The sequence below is a fragment of the Litorisediminicola beolgyonensis genome, from assembly GCF_042679605.1.
In the GTDB taxonomy this organism is placed as follows: Bacteria; Pseudomonadota; Alphaproteobacteria; order Rhodobacterales; family Rhodobacteraceae; genus Litorisediminicola; species Litorisediminicola beolgyonensis.
The window spans coordinates 61,751-79,158 of the sequence record NZ_JBHTMU010000006.1 but is presented as its reverse complement, the minus strand read 5'-3'; the positions used below and the strand labels follow the sequence as shown (position 1 = coordinate 79,158).

Genomic DNA, 17,408 nt, shown 5'->3' with positions numbered 1-17,408 from the left:
CGAGAGGCAGAGCCTCTCGCCCGCTTGATGATCGGTCACGATCAGCAAGCCAGACATGCGCGCGGGGCCCGAAGGCCCCGCGCTCCGTCTTGCAGGTCGGCGCGCCGGTTCAGTCGCGTTTCTCCGACCGGAGACCCGCGATGATCGCCCAGCACATCATCAGAAGCACCACGGTGAAGGGCAGACCGGTCGAGATCACCATTGCCTGAAGCGCGGCGAGACCGCCGCCCAGCAGCAGCACGATCGCCACCAGGCCCTCGAAGAGGCACCAGAAGACCCGCTGCGGGACCGGGGCGTCGATCTTTCCGCCCGCGGTGATCGTGTCGATCACCAGCGAGCCCGAGTCCGACGAGGTCACGAAGAACACGATTACTAGCACCACCGCGATGGTCGAGGTTATCGCGGTCAGCGGCAGTTCCGCCAGCATCCCGAAGAGCGACAGTTCCGGGCTGTAGCTGTCGATAACGTATTGCTTCACCAGACCGCCGTCGCCCGACAGCACCTGCTCGATCGCGGCCCCGCCGAACACCGCCATCCACAAGACGCAGACGAGGCTCGGGATGATGAGCACGCAGATCACGAACTCCCGCACGGTGCGGCCGCGCGAGACGCGGGCGATGAACATGCCGACAAACGGCGACCAGGAGATCCACCAGGCCCAGTAGAAGGCGGTCCAGCCCTGGCGATAGCTGTCATCGTCGCGCCCGAAAGGCGTCGACAGCGGCACCAGGTCCGCCACGTAGGTCATGAGCCCCTTGCCGAAATCGGTCAGGATGATCACGGTCGGTCCGGCGATCAGCACGAAAAGCAACAGAAGCGCCGCGACGCCCATGTTGATCTCCGAGAGCACCTTCACCCCGCCATCGAGACCGCGCAGCACCGAGACCAGCGCCACCAGGGTGATGATGATGATCAGGACCACCTGGCTCGTCACGTCATTGGGCACGCCGTAGACGAACTCGAGCCCCGCAACCGCCTGCTGCGCCCCGAAGCCCAGCGAGGTCGCCAGACCGAAAAGCGTCGCGAAGACCGCCAGCGTGTCGATGATGTGACCCGGCCATCCCCAGACCTTCTCGCCGAAGATCGGGTAGAAGGCCGAGCGGATCGTCAGCGGCAGGCCCTTGTTGTAGGTGAAGAGCGCGAGGCTCAGCGCCACCACGGCGTAGATCGCCCAAGGGTGCAGACCCCAATGGTAGATGGTCGCCGCAAGGCCCTGCGCGCGTGCCGCCTCGACGTTCTCGGCGATGATGCTGCCGTCCTCCGCGAAGGGCGACGGTGTCTGCAAGGGCTCGGAGATCGCCATGTGATAGACGGGCTCGAGCACGCCGAAGAACATCAGGCCGATGCCCATACCGGCCGCGAAGAGCATCGCGAACCAGCCGAGATAGGTGTAATCCGGCACCGCCTGGGTGCCGCCCAGCCGCACCGAGCCCCAGGGGGACACGATCAGGAACAGGCAGAAGATCACGAAGATATTGGCCGCCGACAGGAAGAACCAGTCGAAGGTGGAGGTCAGCCAGGGCCTCAGCGCGCCGAAGGCCGCCTCGGCGGTTTCGCGGAAGATCAGCGCAAAGAGCACGAAGGCCACGACCGACAGCCCGGAGATCAGGAAGACCGGGTTGTGGATATCGAAACCGAAGGGACCGACCGAGCCCTCCACGTTGTCCTGCCCGATATCATATTCGGTATCGATGAGATTCACATGGCCTTCGGGCTCTGGCACGCCCTCGACCGTGGTTTGATCCGACATCTCGGAAATCCCTCCTTGGATAGCTCGACGCGGCTCCAGAGGCGGCCCCCGTCCAGTTTTTCTTATTTTGCCGCCCGCCGGAGCGGCTCTCCCGGGATCAATCCTGCCCCGCCGAATCGCGGCAGGTTGTCTGAAAACGACCCTCAGTGGTCCATCTCCGGTCGCGAGCCTAACACGCCCGGCCCGAGATGCGAGCCGTGATCGAGAAAAAATCTTTTGCGATCAATAGATCACTGACCGAAGTTCGCACGCGACCCCTGTCGCACGCCGCTCTAGAGCGACATGCAAGCCGCGCCCGGGGCGCCCGAGGAACGGGCGCGGTGAGGCGTATTGTTCAATGCGATCCGCCCATTGCGGGGTTTTCGGCGGATGGCGGCGGCCGCGTCTTCCGGAGAAGAGGCGGCCGCGCTGATGATCCGAAACTCACTGCCCGAAGCAGATCAGCCCGCGACGTTGACGACCACGCGGCCCCGGACCTGCCCCTTGAGAATATCCGCCCCGAGCTTCGGCAGGTCTTCGAGCGTCGCCGGTTCGACCATCGCGTCGAGCTTCTCCATCGGCAGGTCCTTGGCGATCCGCTGCCAGGCCCTCAGGCGGTTGTCATAGGGCTGCATCACGCTGTCGATGCCCAGGAGGTTCACGCCGCGCAGCAGGAAGGGGATCACCTTCGCGGGCAGGTCCGCCCCGCCCGCAAGTCCCACCGCGGCGACCGATCCGCCGTAGCAGATCTGGCCCAGGACGCGCGCCAGCATCGGCCCGCCGACCGCGTCGACGCAGCCCGACCAGCGCTCGCTTTCGAGCGGCCGCTTGGTGGTCTCGGCAAGCTCTTCGCGCGGCACGATCTCGGTCGCGCCGAGGCTCTTGAGGTAGTCCGCACTTTCCGGCCGACCGGTCACGCAGGCGACCTTGTGGCCGAGATTGGCGAGGATCGCCGTCGCGACCGAACCCACGCCACCCGACGCGCCGGTGACGAGGACGGGATGCTCGCCCGGCGTCACCCCGTGATCCTCGAGCGCCATGACCGCGAGCATCGCGGTGAAGCCCGCGGTGCCGACGGCCATCGCCTGCCGGGTGGTCAGCCCATCGGGCAACGGCACAAGCCAGTCCGCCTTGACCCGCGCGCGGGTGGCATAGCCGCCCCAATGCGCCTCGCCCACGCGCCATCCGGTCAGGACGACCTTGTCGCCGGGGGCATACCGGTCGTCGTCGGAGCTTTCTACCGTGCCCGCGAAATCGATGCCGGGGACATGGGGATATTTGCGGACCAGGCCTCCGCCCGGCCCGATGCAGAGACCGTCCTTGTAATTGAGCGTGGAGTACTCCACCGCGACGGTCACCTCGCCCTCGGGCAGGTCCTCGAGGCCGATCTCCTTGACCGCGGCGCGGGTCTTGCCGCTCTCCTCGTCCTTCTCGACCACCAATGCCTTGACCATCGTCCCTCTCCCTTATCTGCCGTGTCTTGTCGCCGCCGTGGCACCCAAGGGGCACGCGGCTCGTCTGCCCTTCGAGATACCGCGCGTCCGCGCCGGGGCAAGCGCAAAGCGTCAGAGCCGACCGTCGCTCTCCGACATGAAGCAGAGATCGGTGACCGGCGCACGGGCCCCTGCGGCGGTCAGGAGCGCATGGACCTGGCCTCGGTGGTGGGTCTGGTGGTTGAACATGTGCAGCACGCAGAGCGCGACCGGTCGGGTCACGTCGCGCCCCGTGGCGCCGGAATGCCAGCTCATGCTGCCTGCAAGCTCCACCGCGGTCAGCCCTTCAGCCCAGAGCATGATCCGTGCATCGGTCCGGAAGCGTTCGGTGGCCCAGAGATCGGCGCGGGCACAGAGCGACGGGCTTTCGGCGAGGGGGATGCCGGGACCGGCGCCGCCGTCGAAGCGCGACATCCAGATCTGGTCGCCCCAGAGGAGATGGTTGAGCGTGCCGAGGATCGAGCCGAAATGCGCGCCGCGGTCGCGGATCAGATCGGCCTCGGTCAAGCCCTCGACGGCTTCGCGCAACTGGCGGTTCTGCCAGGAATTGTAGCGTGCGAGCGTCACGCAGGTGGTGCGGTCGATCATGTGGCCATCCCCTGCCCCGGGTCGACGCGCAGCATGGCGCGGCGCGGCGGGGCTTTGCAAGACCGGCCGCGAGCGGTCGGTGGCCCCGTCACCCAAGTTTAACCAGTTCGTGCCACGCTCCGGGACATGTCGCGTCGGCACGGTCCCTCCACGCCCGAGCTTTGGCTTCGGGACACGTTCACCTCGCAAGCGGTCGCACGCGGCGAGGTGATGCGGCGCAGGCGGCGCGATGTCGAAAGGTTCTGCGGTCTGGAGCGTTTCCTTGACGAGGTCCGCCAGCGCGGGTTCCAGGCGGTCGAGAATGGCGGGATGATCGTGGTGTTCTGCAATCGCGACCCGATCCGCCGATTGCGCTGACGCCCACCACGGCGACCCGAATTCCGAACCGGAATTCGCGCGAAATCCGGTTCGGATTTCGCCAGCGCCCGGCCCGACGTCTTTTCTTATTTTTTCCGTCGGGTATTGACCCGACAAAAACACTCAGGCAAACCGCCCTCATAAACGGTACCAACTCTGGAGAGCTTCATGCCCATCCGCCTCACCCCAGCGCTCGCCGCCCTCGTCGCTGCCACCCCGGCCCTCGCCGAGGTCAACATCTACTCGCAGCGCCAGCCCGAGCTGATCGAGCCCATCACCGATGCCTTCACCGAAGCCACCGGCATCGAGACCAACGTGGTCTTTCTCGATCAGGGCCTGACCGAGCGCCTGCAGGCCGAGGGCAGCCGCAGTCCCGCCGATATCGTCATGACCGTCGACATCTCCCGCCTCTCGCAAGCGGTCGAGGCCGGCGTCACCCAGCCGGTCGAGAGCGAGGTGCTCGCCGCCAACATCCCCGCCGAGTTCCGCGACCCCGGCAACCAGTGGTTCGGCGTCACCACCCGCGCCCGCATCGTCTATGCGTCCAAGGACCGCGTCGACCCGTCGGAGATCACAACCTACGAGGATCTCGCCGACCCGAAGTGGGAAGGTCGCATCTGCACCCGTTCCGGCACCCACCCCTACAACCTCGCGCTTCTCTCGGCGGTGATCCATCACCACGGCTACGAGGCCGCGAAGGATTGGGCCGAAGGGGTCAAGGCCAATCTCGCGCGCAAGCCGCAGGGCAATGACCGCGCGCAGGTCAAGGCGATCTGGGCCGGTGAATGCGACATCTCGCTCGGCAACACCTATTACATGGGCAAGATGCTCGAGGATCCCGAAGAGACCGAATGGGCCGAGAGCGTCAACGTGCTCTTCCCCAAATTCGAGGAATCGGGCACCCATATGAACGTCTCGGGCGTCGCCATGACCGCGGCCGCCCCGCATCCCGAGGACGCGCTGGCGTTCATGGAATTCCTCGCCTCTCCGGCGGCACAGGAAATCTACGCCGAGGTCAATTACGAGTTCCCGGTCAAGGCCGACGTGCCGCGCTCCGAGCTGGTGGCCTCCTGGGGGGAGTTCACGCCCGACACGGTCAATCTCATGGAACTCGCCGCGCTGCGCGCAGACGCGCTGAAGATCATGGAAGAGATCAATTTCGACGGCTGACCCCCTCCGGCAGCCCCGTCGATCCAACCCCGGAGCGTGTGGCGCGCTCCGGGGTTTTTTGTGCCATGCAAGGCGTGGTGCCCGATGCGGAACCGCGCCCCCTCCCCAGCCGTATCCGTGATCCTCAGCGCCTCAGGACGGCGCGCGCGAAAAGTCGCAATCCTCGCGAATTTCCCGCGCGAGGGGGAACTTACCGCGCGAGTTTCGCGTATGTTGGCGTCATGACAGACGTTTTACGCGGCCAGGCCGCCAAAAAGCCGACCCAGATTCCGCAGCGCGGCTGGTGGGACATCCTCAAGCGCGTGGTGCATGACGTGATCCACGACCATGTCTCCGTGGTCTCTGCAGGCGTCGCATTCTTCGGTCTCCTCGCGATCTTCCCCGCCGTCACCGCGCTCATCTCGATCGCCGGTCTGGTGCTGCACCCGTCTGACGTGGCCGCGCAGCTCGACAGTCTCGCGACAATGCTGCCGCCCGATGCCGCGTCGATCATCCAGGATCAGGTTCTCAAGGTCACCGGCGGCGATGAGAAGGCCACCGGTCTGGCCGCGATCTTCTCGTTCATGCTGGCCTATTATGGCGCGGTCAAAGGCGTGAAGACCCTCATCGAGGGCATGAACGTCGCCTATAACGAGCGTGAGAAGCGCAGCTTCGTGGTGCTGAACCTGACCGCCGTGGCGCTGACGCTGGTGCTGATCGTGGGCGTGATCCTCGCCACATCGGTGATGTTGGTGCTGCCGGTCGTCCTGAGCTTCTTCCCCATCCCTGTGGGCGTCGAGATCTTGCTGACCGCCGGGCGCTTCCTTGTCGCGACCGCCATGGTCATCTTCGGCCTCAGCCTCCTCTACCGCTTCGCGCCGTCACGGCGGCGTCCGAAATGGCGCTGGGTCTCTCCCGGTGCGGTCATCGCCTGTGCGCTCTGGATGATCGGAACCGCGGGCTTTTCGCTCTATGCACAGAACTTCGCCTCCTACACCGAAACCTACGGCGCGCTCGGTGGCGTGATCATCCTGCTGACCTGGCTCTGGCTGTCGGCCTTCATCGTGCTGCTCGGCGCCGAGCTCAATGCCGAGATGGAGCACCAGACCCGGACCGACACGACCGTCGGCCACCCTCGTCCCGAAGGGGCACGCGGCGCGGTCAAGGCGGATACCACGCCCGAAGGCATGCGCGGTCCCGACGCCGATCCCGACGATGTCAGCCGGGTGGGCGAGACGGCGTAGTCCGACGCCGCATCACGGCTCGTCTGCGTCGTCTTCATCGCGACGCGAGGTCCGGCGCCTGCGCAGGTCCCATTCGATCAGCGCCCACACCGCGGCGGCCAGAGCGCAGAGCACCAGCCAGCCAATGACATGCGGCAGACCGTCGAGATGTTTGGGCTGAACCTCGAACGCCGCCAGAAAGGCCACGAGCCCCGTCACGCCGATCTCAAGCCGTCACCGAGGCCCGAAACGCAAACGGCGCGCCCCGATGGGACGCGCCGTCGCGAAACTCTCATCAACGAGACCGGGCTCAGCCCTGCTTCTTGATGAACTCCACCGCGTCGCCGAAGGTCTGGATGCTCTCGGCGGCGTCGTCCGGGATTTCGATGCCGAACTCTTCCTCGAAGGCCATGACCAGCTCGACGGTGTCGAGGCTGTCTGCGCCAAGGTCGTCGATGAACGAAGCGTTCTCGGTCACCTTGTCCTCTTCGACGCCGAGATGCTCGACCACAATCTTCCGCACGCGATCTGCGATGTCGCTCATGTTTTCTTCCTCACAGTTCTTATCGGGACCCACCGGGTCCGGCTCTTGCCCTCGCCCCTGTTCGGGACCATTGCGTCTTGCCCATTCGGGCGGTTCGCCCCGAGCGGGGCATTGGCGGAGCCCGGATCCTGCGATCTGGGCCCGAAGCTAAAAGCGCCTATAACACATGCTTAAACGATGGCAAACGCTTTCCCAAGCGGCAACCGAACCCGCGCCGCGAGCGTGTCGGCGACGCCGGAAAGTCTTTTTAGACCATCGCCATGCCGCCGTTCACGTGCAGGACCGTGCCGGTGACATAGGCCGCCTCGGGGCTGGCGAGATAGGTGACCGCCGCGGCGATCTCGCCCGGTGTGCCCATGCGGCCCGCGGGTACCTGGCCCAGGATCTCCTTGCGCTGGTCATCGGTCAGCTTGTCTGTCATCGCGGTCTCGATGAAGCCCGGCGCGACGGCGTTCACGGTGATCCCGCGCGTCGCGACCTCGTAGGCGAGCGATTTCGACATGCCGACCATGCCGGCCTTTGCTGCGGCGTAGTTGCCCTGCCCGGGATTACCGACCGCGCCGACCACCGAGGAGATATTCACGATCCGGCCCCAGCGCGCCTTCATCATGCCGCGCAGCACGCCTTTGCAGAGCCGGAAGGTCGAGGTGAGATTGACCTCGAGCACGCTCTGCCATTCATCCTCGGACATCCGCATGAAGAGATTGTCACGGGTGATCCCGGCATTGTTCACGAGGATGTCGACGCTGCCCATCGCCTCGGCGGCCTGTTTCGGCAGAGCGTTGACCGCCTCGGCATCGGACAGGTTGCAGGGCAGCACATGCGCCCGCTCGCCCAGCTCGTCGGCCAGCGCCTTGAGCGGCTCCTCGCGCGTTCCCGACAGGCCGACCGTCGCCCCCTGCCCGTGCAGGGCTCGCGCGATCTCGCCGCCGATCCCCCCCGAAGCGCCGGTGATCAGCGCCGATTTTCCCGTCAGATCGAACATGATGTGCTTCTGCCTCCTCTGGCGAGCCGCCCGTTTTAGGCCGCTTTCGCCCGGTAATGCCCCGAGACCCGCGCGGTTTCAATCTTCGAGACTGCGCGGGCGGGAACTGTCGCCTGCACCGTCCTACAGAGCTGTGCGCTCAGCCGCCCGCAGCCGCCGCGACCTCGGCGGGCGTGCCGACGCAGGTGCACTCGATCTCGCGGGCGATCCGGCGGATCATGCCCGAGAGCGCCTTTCCGGCGCCGATCTCCGAGGCGTGGGTCACGCCCTGCCCGGCCATCCACAGAACCGACTCGCGCCAGCGCACCGCGCCGGTGACCTGGGCGACGAGGAGCTTGCGGATCTCTTCGGGGTCCGAGACGGCCTCGGCCCGCACATTGGCGACGACCGGCACGCGCGGGGCGGCGATCTCGACATCCGCCAGAGCCGCCTCCATCGCTTCGGCGGCGGGCTGCATCAGCGCGCAGTGGAACGGTGCGGAGACCGGCAGGAGAAGCGCGCGCTTGGCCCCCTTGCCCTTGGCGATCTCGACCGCCCGCTCGACCGCGGCCTTGTGGCCCGAGACCACCACTTGCGCGGGGTCGTTGTCGTTGGCCGCTTCGCAGACCTCGCCTTGCGCGGCCTCCGAGGCCACCTCGCGCACGTCGTCGAGACCGAGCCCGAGCACGGCCGCCATCGCGCCCTGGCCCACCGGCACCGCCTCCTGCATGGCGCGGCCGCGCGTGCGCAGGAGACGGGCGCAGTCGCCGACGCTGAGCGCGCCCGCAGCGGCAAGGGCGGAATATTCACCGAGCGAGTGCCCCGCGACGAAGGCCGCGTCCGTCACCGAGACGCCCTCGGCCTCGAGCGCGCGCATTGCGGCCAGCGAGGTCGCCATCAGCGCGGGCTGGGCATTGGCGGTGAGCGTCAGGTCCTCGGCGGAGCCCTGCCAGATCAGCGCGCTGAGCCGCTCTCCCAGCGCCTCGTCGACCTCGTCGAACACCGCCCGGGCCGCGGGATAGGCCTCGGCCAGATCCTTGCCCATTCCGACGGTTTGCGCGCCCTGCCCGGGAAAAACGAATGCTCGGCTCATCTTGTGTCTCCTCAACAGCTTAGCCCTCAATAGACCGCGGCCGCCACCTTCGCAACGGCGGCGCACCGCGACTGTGCGCCGATGCGCTTGGCGCGGCAGCGCAGCACGGCTAAGTGACGAGCCAATTGGTCGCCCGTCCGGGGCGTCAGACACGGAGGTCGCGCCCATGGCTGCCCGTAATACCCCCACGCGCTACGGCACGGTCACGAAAACCCTGCACTGGGCCACGGCGCTCGGGATCTTCTTGGCGATCGCGCTCGGGATTGTGGCCGAGCGCTGGCCGATGGCCGATGACGCCGCGCGGGCCACCAAGATCGCGCTCTTCTCGGCGCACAAGACGCTCGGCGTGACGCTGCTGGCGCTGGCGTTGGTGCGCATCGCCTGGGCCGTCACCCAGGCCAAGCCTGCGCCGCTCCATCCCGAGCGGCGGCTCGAGACGCTCGCCGCCTCGACCGTGCACTGGCTGCTTTACGGCTCGCTCGTCGCGGTTCCGCTGACCGGCTGGCTGCACCACGCCACGGCCCCGGGCTTCGCACCGATCCTCTGGCCGTTCGGACAAGGGTTGCCCGGTCTCGCGGCGTCCGAGCGGCTGACCGAGGTCTTCTCGGCGCTGCATCTTGTGCTCAACTGGGTGCTGGGTCTCAGCATCGCCCTACATGTCGCCGGCGCGCTGAAACACGCCTTTTTCGACCGCGACGCCACACTCGCCCGCATGCTGCCCGGCCGGACCGAGGCCGGATTGCCCGGGCGCCATCCCGGCGCTGCCCTGCCCATCGCCGCGGCGCTGGCGGTCTGGGCGGCTGCTTTCGGCATCGGCGCGGGCACCGGTCTCTTTTCCGCCGACGACCAGGGCGCATCCGCGGAACTCGCCGAGGTCGAAAGCCAATGGCAAGTGACCGAGGGCACGCTCGCGATCACCGTTCAGCAGATGGGCAGCGAGGTCAGCGGCCAATTCGCCGACTGGACCGCCGATATCGCCTTTGAAGAACGCGATGCGCCCGGCACGCGCGGCTCGGTCCGGGTCGAGATCGCCACCGGTTCGCTGACCCTCGGGTCGGTGACCAAGCAGGCGACCGGGCCCGACTTCCTCGCGACCGAGGCGCATCCCGTCGCCATCTTCGAGGCCGAGATCATGACCGCCACCGACGGCTACGCGGCTGAGGGCACTCTGACGCTTTCGGGCGAGACCGTGCCGGTAACCCTGCCCTTCCAGCTCCGGATCGACGGAGACCGAGCGGTGATGGAAGGCGCGCTTACGCTCGACCGGCGCAATTTCGGCATCGGGTCCGGGATGACCGATCCCGATCAGCTGGGCTTTTCCGTTCAGGTCGAGGTTTCGCTCACCGCAACGCGCGCCGACCCGGCGGTCTGACCGGGCGCGCGCCGAGGCGCGGCGGAGACATTCGGCGGGGCTGTCGGAAAGGCGTCCCTAAAGAGCGCGAACCGTGGTAGGATGCGGCATTCTTGAATCGCATTCTTACCTCGGTGATTTCCCATGAGCCCCTCTGTCGCGCTTTTCGCGCTGATTTCCGCCTTGTTTTACTGCCTCGCCATGCTCGTCATGAAATCCTGGGCCGCGGGCCCGAGCCTGATCGGCGCGCTCCTGATCGCGGGCGCTCTCCTGGCGGCAGGTGCCTTCGAGATCGCGGCGCTGCGCCACGAGAGGCTGGGCCTGATCTACGTCGTCATTCTCGGCGCGGAGGTCGTGGTGATTGCGGGCATCTCGCTGTTCCACTTCGGCGAGACCTACAGCCCGCGCGAGATCGCCGGGATCGCCATCGTATTGCTTGGAACCGCGGTCGCCTGGGCGTAAGGCGTGCCGATTGAAGGGGGGCGGCTGAACGCTCCGACGCAAGCACGCGCGTCACTCACCCGCCCTGCCAACATGCGATCTTTCCGTTTCGCATCGCGCAGCCGCTTGCAGAGGGCCTGAGAGCCAAAAGAAAACCCCCGGCCTGCGCAGGCCGGGGGCTGATGTCTCGATATCAGAGAGCCGATCAGCTCGCTTCGCCGTCCGCCTGCATGGCTTCGAGCGAGATCTCGACCTTGACCTCGTCAGAGACGTAGGGCGCGAAGGCACCCACGCCGAAATCCGAGCGCAGCAGCGTCGTGGTTGCCGAGAACCCGGCCCAGGGCTTGTTCTCCATCGGGTGCGGCGCGGCCTGGTTCAGAACCGCGTCGAGCACCACTTCCTTGGTGGTCTCGTTCAGCGTCAGGTCGCCGGTGATCAGCGCGGTGTTCTCGCCGGTGACTTCGATGCCGGTCGACACAAAGGTCACCATCTCGTCCTCGCCCGCGCCGAAGAAATCGTCCGACATGAAGTGCTCGAACCGTGCTTCCCAGCCGGTCAGCATCGAACGCACCGGAAAGCTGACCTCGACAGTCGAGTTGGCGGGCTCGTCCTGATCGAACATGATCTCGCCCTCGAAGCCCGAGAACATGCCGGTGCCGGTCGAGAAGCCGAGGTGGTCATAGGTGAAGACGATCTGCGCGTGACTCGAGTCGATGTCATACGCGACAGGCTCGGCGGACACGGCGAAGGGGGTCGCAGCCAGGGCTGCGGCAAGGAAGAAACGGGTCATGAGATATCCAGTGTTCTAGGGTCGTTACGCCCTAGAGATCGCGAACCGCGCCGGGTTTCTCAATTCGCCGAAAGATCACAGGGTCTGTTGAGGAATGAACACGCGGCGGCGGAACGGCTGCGCAATCGCCAGGCAGCAGGCGCCGCCGGTGACCATGAAGACCGACACGCCGAGCTTCATCAGCGTCAGCTCCGGCAGATCCTCGGCGGCCGGAAAGAGCCAGACGCCGAAGCCCGAGAACACGAGCGCCGCGCCGACAAGCCCCAGGAGAAGCCGCGGCAGTAGCGCGACCCCGGTGTCGGGCGTCTCGATCGATGGGACAAGCGCATTGCTCATGGAGTGCGGTCTCGTGCATTGGGCGGTTCGGGACAGCGTGACCCTCCAGTTGGACGGAATTGCGGCGCAAGCGGGGAAACACCGTGCGCGCCGCCCCCGCCCCTCGCGCGCCCGGACCCTTGCGCACACGGGCGATCCGTGTATATGGACGCTTCCTTTCGCATTTCTTGATACCCGCGCAGTCTCTCGTGGGCCGGCCGCGGAAGGACCATCCGCCGGTCCTTTGAAATGCGCTCGAACAGATAGGGATACCGCATGCCGCTCTACGAGCATGTTTTCATCTCGCGCCAGGATCTTTCCAACGCGCAGGCCGAAGGGCTCATCGAACACTTCACCTCGGTTCTCTCCGACAACGGCGGCAAGCTGGTCGAGAGCGAGTACTGGGGCGTCAAGACGATGGCCTACAAGATCAACAAGAACCGCAAGGGCCACTACGCCTTCCTGCGCACCGAGGCACCCGCCGAGGCCGTGCAGGAGATGGAGCGCCTGATGCGTCTGCATGACGACGTGATGCGTGTGCTCACGATCAAGGTCGAGGGCCATGACGAAGGTCCGTCGGTCCAGATGCAGAAGCGCGACGAACGCGACGGCCGTCGCGAACGCCGCAACTGATCGCCTGACAGGAAAGGGATAACCCATGGCAGCCAAACCGTTTTTCCGCCGCCGCAAGGTCTGTCCGTTCTCCGGCGACAACGCGCCGAAGATCGACTACAAGGACACCAAGCTGCTGCAGCGCTACATCTCCGAGCGCGGCAAGATCGTGCCCTCGCGGATCACCGCCGTCTCCGCCAAGAAGCAGCGTGAACTGGCCCGCGCCATCAAGCGCGCCCGCTTCCTCGCCCTTCTCCCCTACGCCGTGAAATAAGGAGCCCACGACATGCAAGTGATCCTTCTGGAACGCGTGGCCAAGCTTGGCCAGATGGGCGACGTGGTCGAGGTGAAGCCCGGCTTCGCGCGCAACTACCTGCTTCTGCAGGGCAAGGCGCTGACCGCCTCGAAAGAGAACATCGCCCAGTTCGAGGCGCAGAAAGCCGATCTCGAAGCCAAGAACGAAGAGACCCGCGCCGACGCCGAGAAGATCGCCGACACGCTCGGCGGCGAGCAGTTCGTCGTGATTCGCCAGGCCTCCGACGGCGGCAATCTCTACGGCTCCGTGACCACCCGCGACGCGGCCGAGGTCTGCAAGGAAGCCGGCCACGATGTCGACCGTCGCCAGGTCATCATCCGCACGCCGATCAAGGAGCTGGGCCTCCACGAGGTCGAGCTGCACCTGCACCCCGAGGTGATCACCACGATCACCCTCAACGTCGCGCGCTCGCCCGAAGAGGCCGAGATCCAGGCGCAGGGCAAGTCGATCCAGGAACTGGCCGCCGAGGAAGAGGCACAGGCCGAGTTCGAGATCGCCGAGCTCTTCGACGACATCGGCGCAGCCCAGCTCGACGAGCTCGAGACCGAGGTCGAGCAGGCCTCCGGCGAGCCCGCCGTTCAGGAGAAAGAGGAACTCGACGAGAAGCTCTCGGACGACGACCAGTAAGACCCAGCTTCACCGCTGATCTTCGGAACCCCCGCGATGGCCCAAGCCGTGGCGGGGGTTTTGGTTTTTGGTGGACGGATGGACGGATGGACGGATGGACGGAAACCGGACGTCCGGTGCGTGAAAAGTCAACAGAAAGACGCGAAGCTCTCCCTCGATATGCCCGCGCTGACAACTGATTTGCCGAGACCGTCCTAAGACGGATAGCCTGACCTTGATCACGAATTTAGTCTAATTTTTCGCTCGGCTCCCAATTTCGACGGAGATAATCGTCAAACATCGGAACCGTAAAAGCTATATCACCATACTGGGGGCTATAAATCATGCCCTTGTCGATAATCTGCGCACGACGAGGCCCCAGCTTTGAGGGAGGCTCGCCCAACCGCTCTGCAACCTCGGAAGATCGGTATGGTCCTTTCCCAAGCTCTGCCATCGCAATGACATACTCGCGCTCTTTCGGAGTTAATCTGTCAAAACGAACCTGAAAAAATCCTTCATCTAGTCTCTTCAGCGCGTTGTGAGTAGCTCTTTCTACGTCGCCAATATCAATGGGTGATACATCCGCAGCATTCCAGGACTGGAAGCCCCACTCTTGTAAAAAGTACGGGTAACCCTCTGTAATTCTGCAAATTTCATTCAGAGCACTTTTGGTTATTTCTTCCCCTTCATCACCGATTGGCCCTTGAACAGCCTGCAAGGCAGCTTCTTTATCCAGCGGTCCTACTTTCGGATAGGAAAAGAGCCGTTCCGCATATGATTTGGCATCCCCAGACAGCCCTGCCAACTGTGGAAGTCCAGCCCCAAAAAAAATGACTGGAAGCTGCTTTTGGCCAACTCTGTGAATAGCTACAATTAACGCAGCAAGCTCGTCTGATTTGAGATACTGCACCTCATCAATCAGAAGACACCAGCCCTTACCGGCGGCTTTTGCGGCCCGTCCGATTGCGACGAACATGTCAGGAAGATCATATTCTAGGTTACCGCTATCCGCCACCCCTGGCTCCGGATCAACAGAAACCGATAAATCCCCAATCTGCACCTTGAACGCACTTGCGAAGCTTCGAAGAGCCTTCATGGCAGCGTACGTATTTACTTTGGCGGCCTCGATTAGCGAGAGCTTCCGAAGTACTTGCTGCATTTTAGGATACAGTAACTCAGCTAGAGGTTTATCCTCCGGGGCTTCGATTACTGAAGTTAAGTATCCGTTGTCTTCGGCAGCATTTTCAATAGTGTTAAGTAACACGGTCTTGCCAGTTCCGCGTAGTCCAAGCAGCATTTGCGACTGCGCATGTTTGCCAACTAGCATTCTCTTCAATGCAGTGGTTGCATCGGCGACGATCTCATCTCGACCGGCAAGTTCCGGAGGTTGTGATCCTGCTCCAGGCGCGAATGGGTTTCTGACGGGGTCCATAAGTCTACCCACCTCTATCAAGTTATAACCACCTTAGGCTATAACCACATAGAAGTCGATACACTTAACGCATCGACTGACGAGCCACCATACTGGCGAGAAGCAGCATCAGCGATACTGGAGGCTCAGCTTTCTTTAGCTGCGCTAGCGCCGAAGCTCGATTCAGGATCGCTTGCTACCTTTTATTCTAGAGAAACTCATAAAAAACCGCCCCCCCCAACCGGAGGGCGGTTCTCAATTTCATCGCTCTCCACCGCCCCCGAAGGGACCGGCGGAGCGCGGGATCACTCCTCGTCGAGGGCCTCGACGGCCTTCTGGAGCTCGTCCTTCGACACCTCTTTCTCGGTGACATTGGCCTGCTCGACGATGTGGTCGATGACCTTGTCCTCGAAGATCGGGGCGCGGAGCTGCTGCTGCATCTGCGGGTTCTGGCGCACGAAGTCGAAGAAGGCGCGTTCCTGGCCCGGGTACTGGCGCGCCTGGGACATGATCGCCTGGGTCATCTCGGCGTCGGACACCTGGACCTCGGCCTTCTGGCCGATCTCGGCGAGCAGGAGCCCGAGGCGCACGCGGCGCTCGGCGAGCTTCTGCTGCTCCTCGGTCGGCTCGATCTCGCCGTGGTCGTGGCCGTGATCCTCAGGGTGCTCTTCGTGGTAGATCTGGTGCGCGATCTGCTTGGCCTCGGCCTCGACGAGGCTCGGCGGCAGGTCGAAGGAGACCTTGCCGTCCAGCGCGTCCAGGAGGCCGCGCTTCATCACCTGGCGCGCGGCACCGGCGTACTCGGCCTCGAGCCGCTCGCGGATCTGGCCCTTGAGCGCCTCGAGATCCTCGGCGCCGAACTTCTTGGCCAGCTCGTCGTCGATCTTGGCGGCGACAGGCTTCTTGACCTCCTTGACGGTCACGTCGAAGACGGCCGCTTTCCCGGCGAGGTTCTCGGCGCCGTATTCCTCGGGGAAGGTGACCTCGACGGCCTTCTCCTCGCCCGCGGTCACGCCCACGAGCTGATCCTCGAAGCCGGGGATGAAGCTGTTGGAGCCCAGGACCAGCGGGTAATCCTCGGCCGCGCCGCCCTCGAAGGGCTCGCCGTCGACCTTGCCGACGAAGTCGATCACGACCTGGTCGCCATCCTTCGACTTCACGCCCTTCTTGCGGGCCTGGAAGTCCTGCGCGGTCTCGGCAAGATTGGCGAGCGCCTCGTCGACGTCCTTGTCATCGGCCTTGGCCACGAGCTTCTCGACCGACACGTCCGAGAGATCGAGCTCGGGCACCTCGGGGAGCTTCTCGTAGTTCATCTCGACATGGACGTCGTCGCCCTCTTTCCAGTCCTCGTTGGTCATCTTGACCTCGGGCTGGAGCGCCGGGCGGTCGCCGGAGTCCTCGAAATGCTTGTTCATGGCGCCGTCGATGCTTTCCTGCATCGCCTCGCCCATCAGGCGCTGGCCAAACTGCTTGCGCAGGAGCGGCAGCGGCACCTTGCCCTTGCGGAAGCCCTTCATCTCGATATCGGGCTGCGCCTCGGTCAGTTTCTCAGTGACCTTCGCGTCCAGTTCATCGGCGGTCAGCACGATCGCGTAGCCGCGCTTCAGGCCGTCGTTCAGGGTCTCGGTGACCTGCATCTCAGTGATCCTCACTCTCGTCCTCTGGTGCGGGTGGAGGGACTTGAACCCCCACGCCTTGCGGCGCCAGAACCTAAATCTGGTGCGTCTACCAATTTCGCCACACCCGCTGAAACCATCGCGGGGCCGCGCTTCCGCCCGACCCCGGTTCCGGCGCTCTGTAGCAAAGCCACACAAGGGATGCGAGAGGAAAAATCGGCCTAGAAAGGTCTCGGCGTGAACGCATTCTTGCCATATTGTGGCGCAAAAACTCGAGGCAGGAACAGACAGGATGACGCCGATGGAACCGAAAACGGTCCGGCGTGCAGATGCGGCCACCGCCGCAGCACGCCATTCAGAGCTTTCCCCCGCAAACGCCCTTGTCGCCGGCACCACCGTGCTGACACTCGATGGCGCCTTGCCGGTAGAGTTCATCTCGGCGGGCGACCGCGTCATCACCCGCGACAGCGGAATGGCCGTCGTCGCGGAGGTCCGCATCACCAAGCGCACGGTCCGGGCCATCGGAATCCGTGCGGGATCGCTGGGCAACACCCGTCCCGATCGCGATGCGGTGCTTCCCGCAAGCCAGGAAATCCTGATCCGCGACTGGCGCGCCGAGGCCCTCTTCGGTGCGAAGCAGGCGCTGGTTCCCGCCAAGCGCCTTGTCGATGGCGAGTTCATCCGTGACCTCGGGATGCGCGAGATCACCACGGTGGAGCTCGTGTTCGACACGCCGCACATCCTTTACGCAGACGGGCTCGAGGTTGCCTCGGCACAGCCGGAGATGGCCGAGGCCTGAGCCCATTGCAC

The 17,408-nt window shown here is 64.8% G+C and carries 20 protein-coding genes and 1 tRNA gene; 9 read left to right on the top strand and 12 right to left on the bottom strand.

Annotated elements, in window-relative coordinates; translation table 11 throughout:
- Positions 1-109: 109 nt before the first annotated feature.
- From ACFQ4E_RS05160 to ACFQ4E_RS05150, 3 genes are all read right to left on the bottom strand, one after another.
- A complete protein-coding gene (locus ACFQ4E_RS05160; protein WP_386801870.1) occupies positions 110-1,750 on the bottom strand; it encodes a BCCT family transporter in 1,641 nt (546 codons plus the stop codon).
- A gap of 440 nt (positions 1,751-2,190) precedes the next feature.
- The gene (gene acuI / locus ACFQ4E_RS05155; RefSeq protein WP_386801869.1) at positions 2,191-3,183 is read right to left on the bottom strand and encodes an acryloyl-CoA reductase; all 993 of its coding nucleotides are present in this window, start codon (positions 3,181-3,183) and stop codon (positions 2,191-2,193) included.
- A gap of 111 nt (positions 3,184-3,294) precedes the next feature.
- Positions 3,295-3,810 (bottom strand): DinB family protein, encoded by a 516-nt coding sequence (locus tag ACFQ4E_RS05150; protein ID WP_386801868.1) that lies wholly within the window; start codon positions 3,808-3,810, stop codon positions 3,295-3,297.
- Between the two features lie 126 nt (positions 3,811-3,936).
- Between ACFQ4E_RS05150 and ACFQ4E_RS05145 the strand changes: the two genes are divergently transcribed.
- The 3 genes from ACFQ4E_RS05145 (at position 3,937) to ACFQ4E_RS05135 (ending at position 6,560) form a co-directional block, all read left to right on the top strand.
- Positions 3,937-4,167 carry an aspartate aminotransferase gene (locus tag ACFQ4E_RS05145; RefSeq protein WP_386801867.1) on the top strand — a complete coding sequence of 77 codons (231 nt, stop codon included), beginning with the start codon at positions 3,937-3,939 and terminating at the stop codon, positions 4,165-4,167.
- A gap of 168 nt (positions 4,168-4,335) precedes the next feature.
- A complete protein-coding gene (locus tag ACFQ4E_RS05140; protein ID WP_386801866.1) occupies positions 4,336-5,337 on the top strand; it encodes a Fe(3+) ABC transporter substrate-binding protein in 1,002 nt (333 codons plus the stop codon).
- A 221-nt stretch (positions 5,338-5,558) separates the two neighbouring features.
- A complete protein-coding gene (locus ACFQ4E_RS05135; RefSeq protein ID WP_386801865.1) occupies positions 5,559-6,560 on the top strand; it encodes a YihY/virulence factor BrkB family protein in 1,002 nt (333 codons plus the stop codon).
- Between the two features lie 12 nt (positions 6,561-6,572).
- Here ACFQ4E_RS05135 and ACFQ4E_RS05130 read toward each other — a convergent pair whose 3' ends face one another.
- From ACFQ4E_RS05130 to fabD, 4 genes are all read right to left on the bottom strand, one after another.
- Entirely contained in the window at positions 6,573-6,758 is a 186-nt protein-coding gene (locus ACFQ4E_RS05130) for a hypothetical protein (protein WP_386801864.1), read from the bottom strand.
- Positions 6,759-6,849: 91 nt separating this feature from the next.
- On the bottom strand, positions 6,850-7,083 hold the full coding sequence (locus tag ACFQ4E_RS05125) for an acyl carrier protein (RefSeq protein ID WP_386801863.1): 234 nt from the start codon (positions 7,081-7,083) through the stop codon (positions 6,850-6,852).
- 247 nt (positions 7,084-7,330) lie between these two features.
- The gene (gene fabG, locus ACFQ4E_RS05120) at positions 7,331-8,068 is read right to left on the bottom strand and encodes a 3-oxoacyl-ACP reductase FabG (RefSeq protein ID WP_386801862.1); all 738 of its coding nucleotides are present in this window, start codon (positions 8,066-8,068) and stop codon (positions 7,331-7,333) included.
- Positions 8,069-8,207: 139 nt separating this feature from the next.
- Positions 8,208-9,140: an ACP S-malonyltransferase gene (fabD, locus tag ACFQ4E_RS05115; RefSeq protein WP_386801861.1), complete on the bottom strand. Its 933-nt coding sequence runs from the start codon at positions 9,138-9,140 to the stop codon at positions 8,208-8,210.
- Between the two features lie 166 nt (positions 9,141-9,306).
- Here fabD and ACFQ4E_RS05110 point away from each other — a divergent pair, with 166 nt between their 5' ends.
- Together ACFQ4E_RS05110 and ACFQ4E_RS05105 are read left to right on the top strand one after the other, a co-directional pair.
- On the top strand, positions 9,307-10,512 hold the full coding sequence (locus ACFQ4E_RS05110; RefSeq protein ID WP_386801860.1) for a cytochrome b/b6 domain-containing protein: 1,206 nt from the start codon (positions 9,307-9,309) through the stop codon (positions 10,510-10,512).
- 123 nt (positions 10,513-10,635) lie between these two features.
- Positions 10,636-10,953, top strand: a complete 318-nt coding sequence (locus tag ACFQ4E_RS05105) for a hypothetical protein (protein WP_386801859.1) — start codon at positions 10,636-10,638, stop codon at positions 10,951-10,953.
- 184 nt (positions 10,954-11,137) lie between these two features.
- Here ACFQ4E_RS05105 and ACFQ4E_RS05100 read toward each other — a convergent pair whose 3' ends face one another.
- Positions 11,138-11,722, bottom strand: coding sequence for a YceI family protein (locus tag ACFQ4E_RS05100; RefSeq protein ID WP_386801858.1), 585 nt, complete (start codon positions 11,720-11,722; stop codon positions 11,138-11,140).
- 75 nt (positions 11,723-11,797) lie between these two features.
- The gene (locus tag ACFQ4E_RS05095) at positions 11,798-12,058 is read right to left on the bottom strand and encodes a hypothetical protein (RefSeq protein WP_386801857.1); all 261 of its coding nucleotides are present in this window, start codon (positions 12,056-12,058) and stop codon (positions 11,798-11,800) included.
- A gap of 255 nt (positions 12,059-12,313) precedes the next feature.
- Between ACFQ4E_RS05095 and rpsF the strand changes: the two genes are divergently transcribed.
- Genes rpsF through rplI form a run of 3 tightly spaced genes read left to right on the top strand, consistent with a single transcriptional unit; the run spans position 12,314 to position 13,592 of the window.
- Entirely contained in the window at positions 12,314-12,670 is a 357-nt protein-coding gene (gene rpsF, locus ACFQ4E_RS05090; protein WP_386801856.1) for a 30S ribosomal protein S6, read from the top strand.
- Between the two features lie 25 nt (positions 12,671-12,695).
- Complete coding sequence (gene rpsR / locus ACFQ4E_RS05085) at positions 12,696-12,923, top strand: 30S ribosomal protein S18 (RefSeq protein ID WP_008328567.1); 228 nt, start codon at positions 12,696-12,698, stop codon at positions 12,921-12,923.
- Between the two features lie 12 nt (positions 12,924-12,935).
- Positions 12,936-13,592 carry a 50S ribosomal protein L9 gene (gene rplI, locus ACFQ4E_RS05080; RefSeq protein ID WP_386801855.1) on the top strand — a complete coding sequence of 219 codons (657 nt, stop codon included), beginning with the start codon at positions 12,936-12,938 and terminating at the stop codon, positions 13,590-13,592.
- 226 nt (positions 13,593-13,818) lie between these two features.
- On the opposite strand, the gene ACFQ4E_RS05075 is transcribed toward rplI, so the two are convergent.
- The 3 genes from ACFQ4E_RS05075 to ACFQ4E_RS05065 all read right to left on the bottom strand — a co-directional run bounded on the left by ACFQ4E_RS05075 (position 13,819) and on the right by ACFQ4E_RS05065 (position 16,729).
- Positions 13,819-15,003 (bottom strand): ATP-binding protein, encoded by a 1,185-nt coding sequence (locus tag ACFQ4E_RS05075; RefSeq protein ID WP_386801854.1) that lies wholly within the window; start codon positions 15,001-15,003, stop codon positions 13,819-13,821.
- A gap of 284 nt (positions 15,004-15,287) precedes the next feature.
- Positions 15,288-16,619, bottom strand: coding sequence for a trigger factor (gene tig, locus ACFQ4E_RS05070; RefSeq protein ID WP_386801853.1), 1,332 nt, complete (start codon positions 16,617-16,619; stop codon positions 15,288-15,290).
- Positions 16,620-16,644: 25 nt separating this feature from the next.
- Positions 16,645-16,729 (bottom strand) — tRNA-Leu (locus ACFQ4E_RS05065).
- Between the two features lie 170 nt (positions 16,730-16,899).
- Here ACFQ4E_RS05065 and ACFQ4E_RS05060 point away from each other — a divergent pair.
- Positions 16,900-17,397, top strand: coding sequence for a Hint domain-containing protein (locus ACFQ4E_RS05060; protein ID WP_386801852.1), 498 nt, complete (start codon positions 16,900-16,902; stop codon positions 17,395-17,397).
- Positions 17,398-17,408 lie beyond the last annotated feature (11 nt).

Excerpts from the sequence above, each read along its gene's own strand:
- ACFQ4E_RS05135 (WP_386801865.1), top strand. The coding sequence starts at position 5,559 with ATGACAGACGTTTTACGCGGCCAGGCCGCCAAAAAGCCGACCCAGATT.
- ACFQ4E_RS05095 (WP_386801857.1), bottom strand. The coding sequence starts at position 12,058 with ATGAGCAATGCGCTTGTCCCATCGATCGAGACGCCCGACACCGGGGTC.
- ACFQ4E_RS05105 (WP_386801859.1), top strand. The coding sequence starts at position 10,636 with ATGAGCCCCTCTGTCGCGCTTTTCGCGCTGATTTCCGCCTTGTTTTAC.
- ACFQ4E_RS05160 (WP_386801870.1), bottom strand. The coding sequence starts at position 1,750 with ATGTCGGATCAAACCACGGTCGAGGGCGTGCCAGAGCCCGAAGGCCAT.
- ACFQ4E_RS05100 (WP_386801858.1), bottom strand. The coding sequence starts at position 11,722 with ATGACCCGTTTCTTCCTTGCCGCAGCCCTGGCTGCGACCCCCTTCGCC.
- rpsR (WP_008328567.1), top strand. The coding sequence starts at position 12,696 with ATGGCAGCCAAACCGTTTTTCCGCCGCCGCAAGGTCTGTCCGTTCTCC.
- rpsF (WP_386801856.1), top strand. The coding sequence starts at position 12,314 with ATGCCGCTCTACGAGCATGTTTTCATCTCGCGCCAGGATCTTTCCAAC.
- fabD (WP_386801861.1), bottom strand. The coding sequence starts at position 9,140 with ATGAGCCGAGCATTCGTTTTTCCCGGGCAGGGCGCGCAAACCGTCGGA.
- rplI (WP_386801855.1), top strand. The coding sequence starts at position 12,936 with ATGCAAGTGATCCTTCTGGAACGCGTGGCCAAGCTTGGCCAGATGGGC.
- ACFQ4E_RS05075 (WP_386801854.1), bottom strand. The coding sequence starts at position 15,003 with ATGGACCCCGTCAGAAACCCATTCGCGCCTGGAGCAGGATCACAACCT.
- fabG (WP_386801862.1), bottom strand. The coding sequence starts at position 8,068 with ATGTTCGATCTGACGGGAAAATCGGCGCTGATCACCGGCGCTTCGGGG.
- ACFQ4E_RS05125 (WP_386801863.1), bottom strand. The coding sequence starts at position 7,083 with ATGAGCGACATCGCAGATCGCGTGCGGAAGATTGTGGTCGAGCATCTC.
- ACFQ4E_RS05145 (WP_386801867.1), top strand. The coding sequence starts at position 3,937 with ATGTCGCGTCGGCACGGTCCCTCCACGCCCGAGCTTTGGCTTCGGGAC.
- tig (WP_386801853.1), bottom strand. The coding sequence starts at position 16,619 with ATGCAGGTCACCGAGACCCTGAACGACGGCCTGAAGCGCGGCTACGCG.
- ACFQ4E_RS05150 (WP_386801868.1), bottom strand. The coding sequence starts at position 3,810 with ATGATCGACCGCACCACCTGCGTGACGCTCGCACGCTACAATTCCTGG.
- ACFQ4E_RS05110 (WP_386801860.1), top strand. The coding sequence starts at position 9,307 with ATGGCTGCCCGTAATACCCCCACGCGCTACGGCACGGTCACGAAAACC.
- ACFQ4E_RS05060 (WP_386801852.1), top strand. The coding sequence starts at position 16,900 with ATGGAACCGAAAACGGTCCGGCGTGCAGATGCGGCCACCGCCGCAGCA.
- ACFQ4E_RS05140 (WP_386801866.1), top strand. The coding sequence starts at position 4,336 with ATGCCCATCCGCCTCACCCCAGCGCTCGCCGCCCTCGTCGCTGCCACC.
- acuI (WP_386801869.1), bottom strand. The coding sequence starts at position 3,183 with ATGGTCAAGGCATTGGTGGTCGAGAAGGACGAGGAGAGCGGCAAGACC.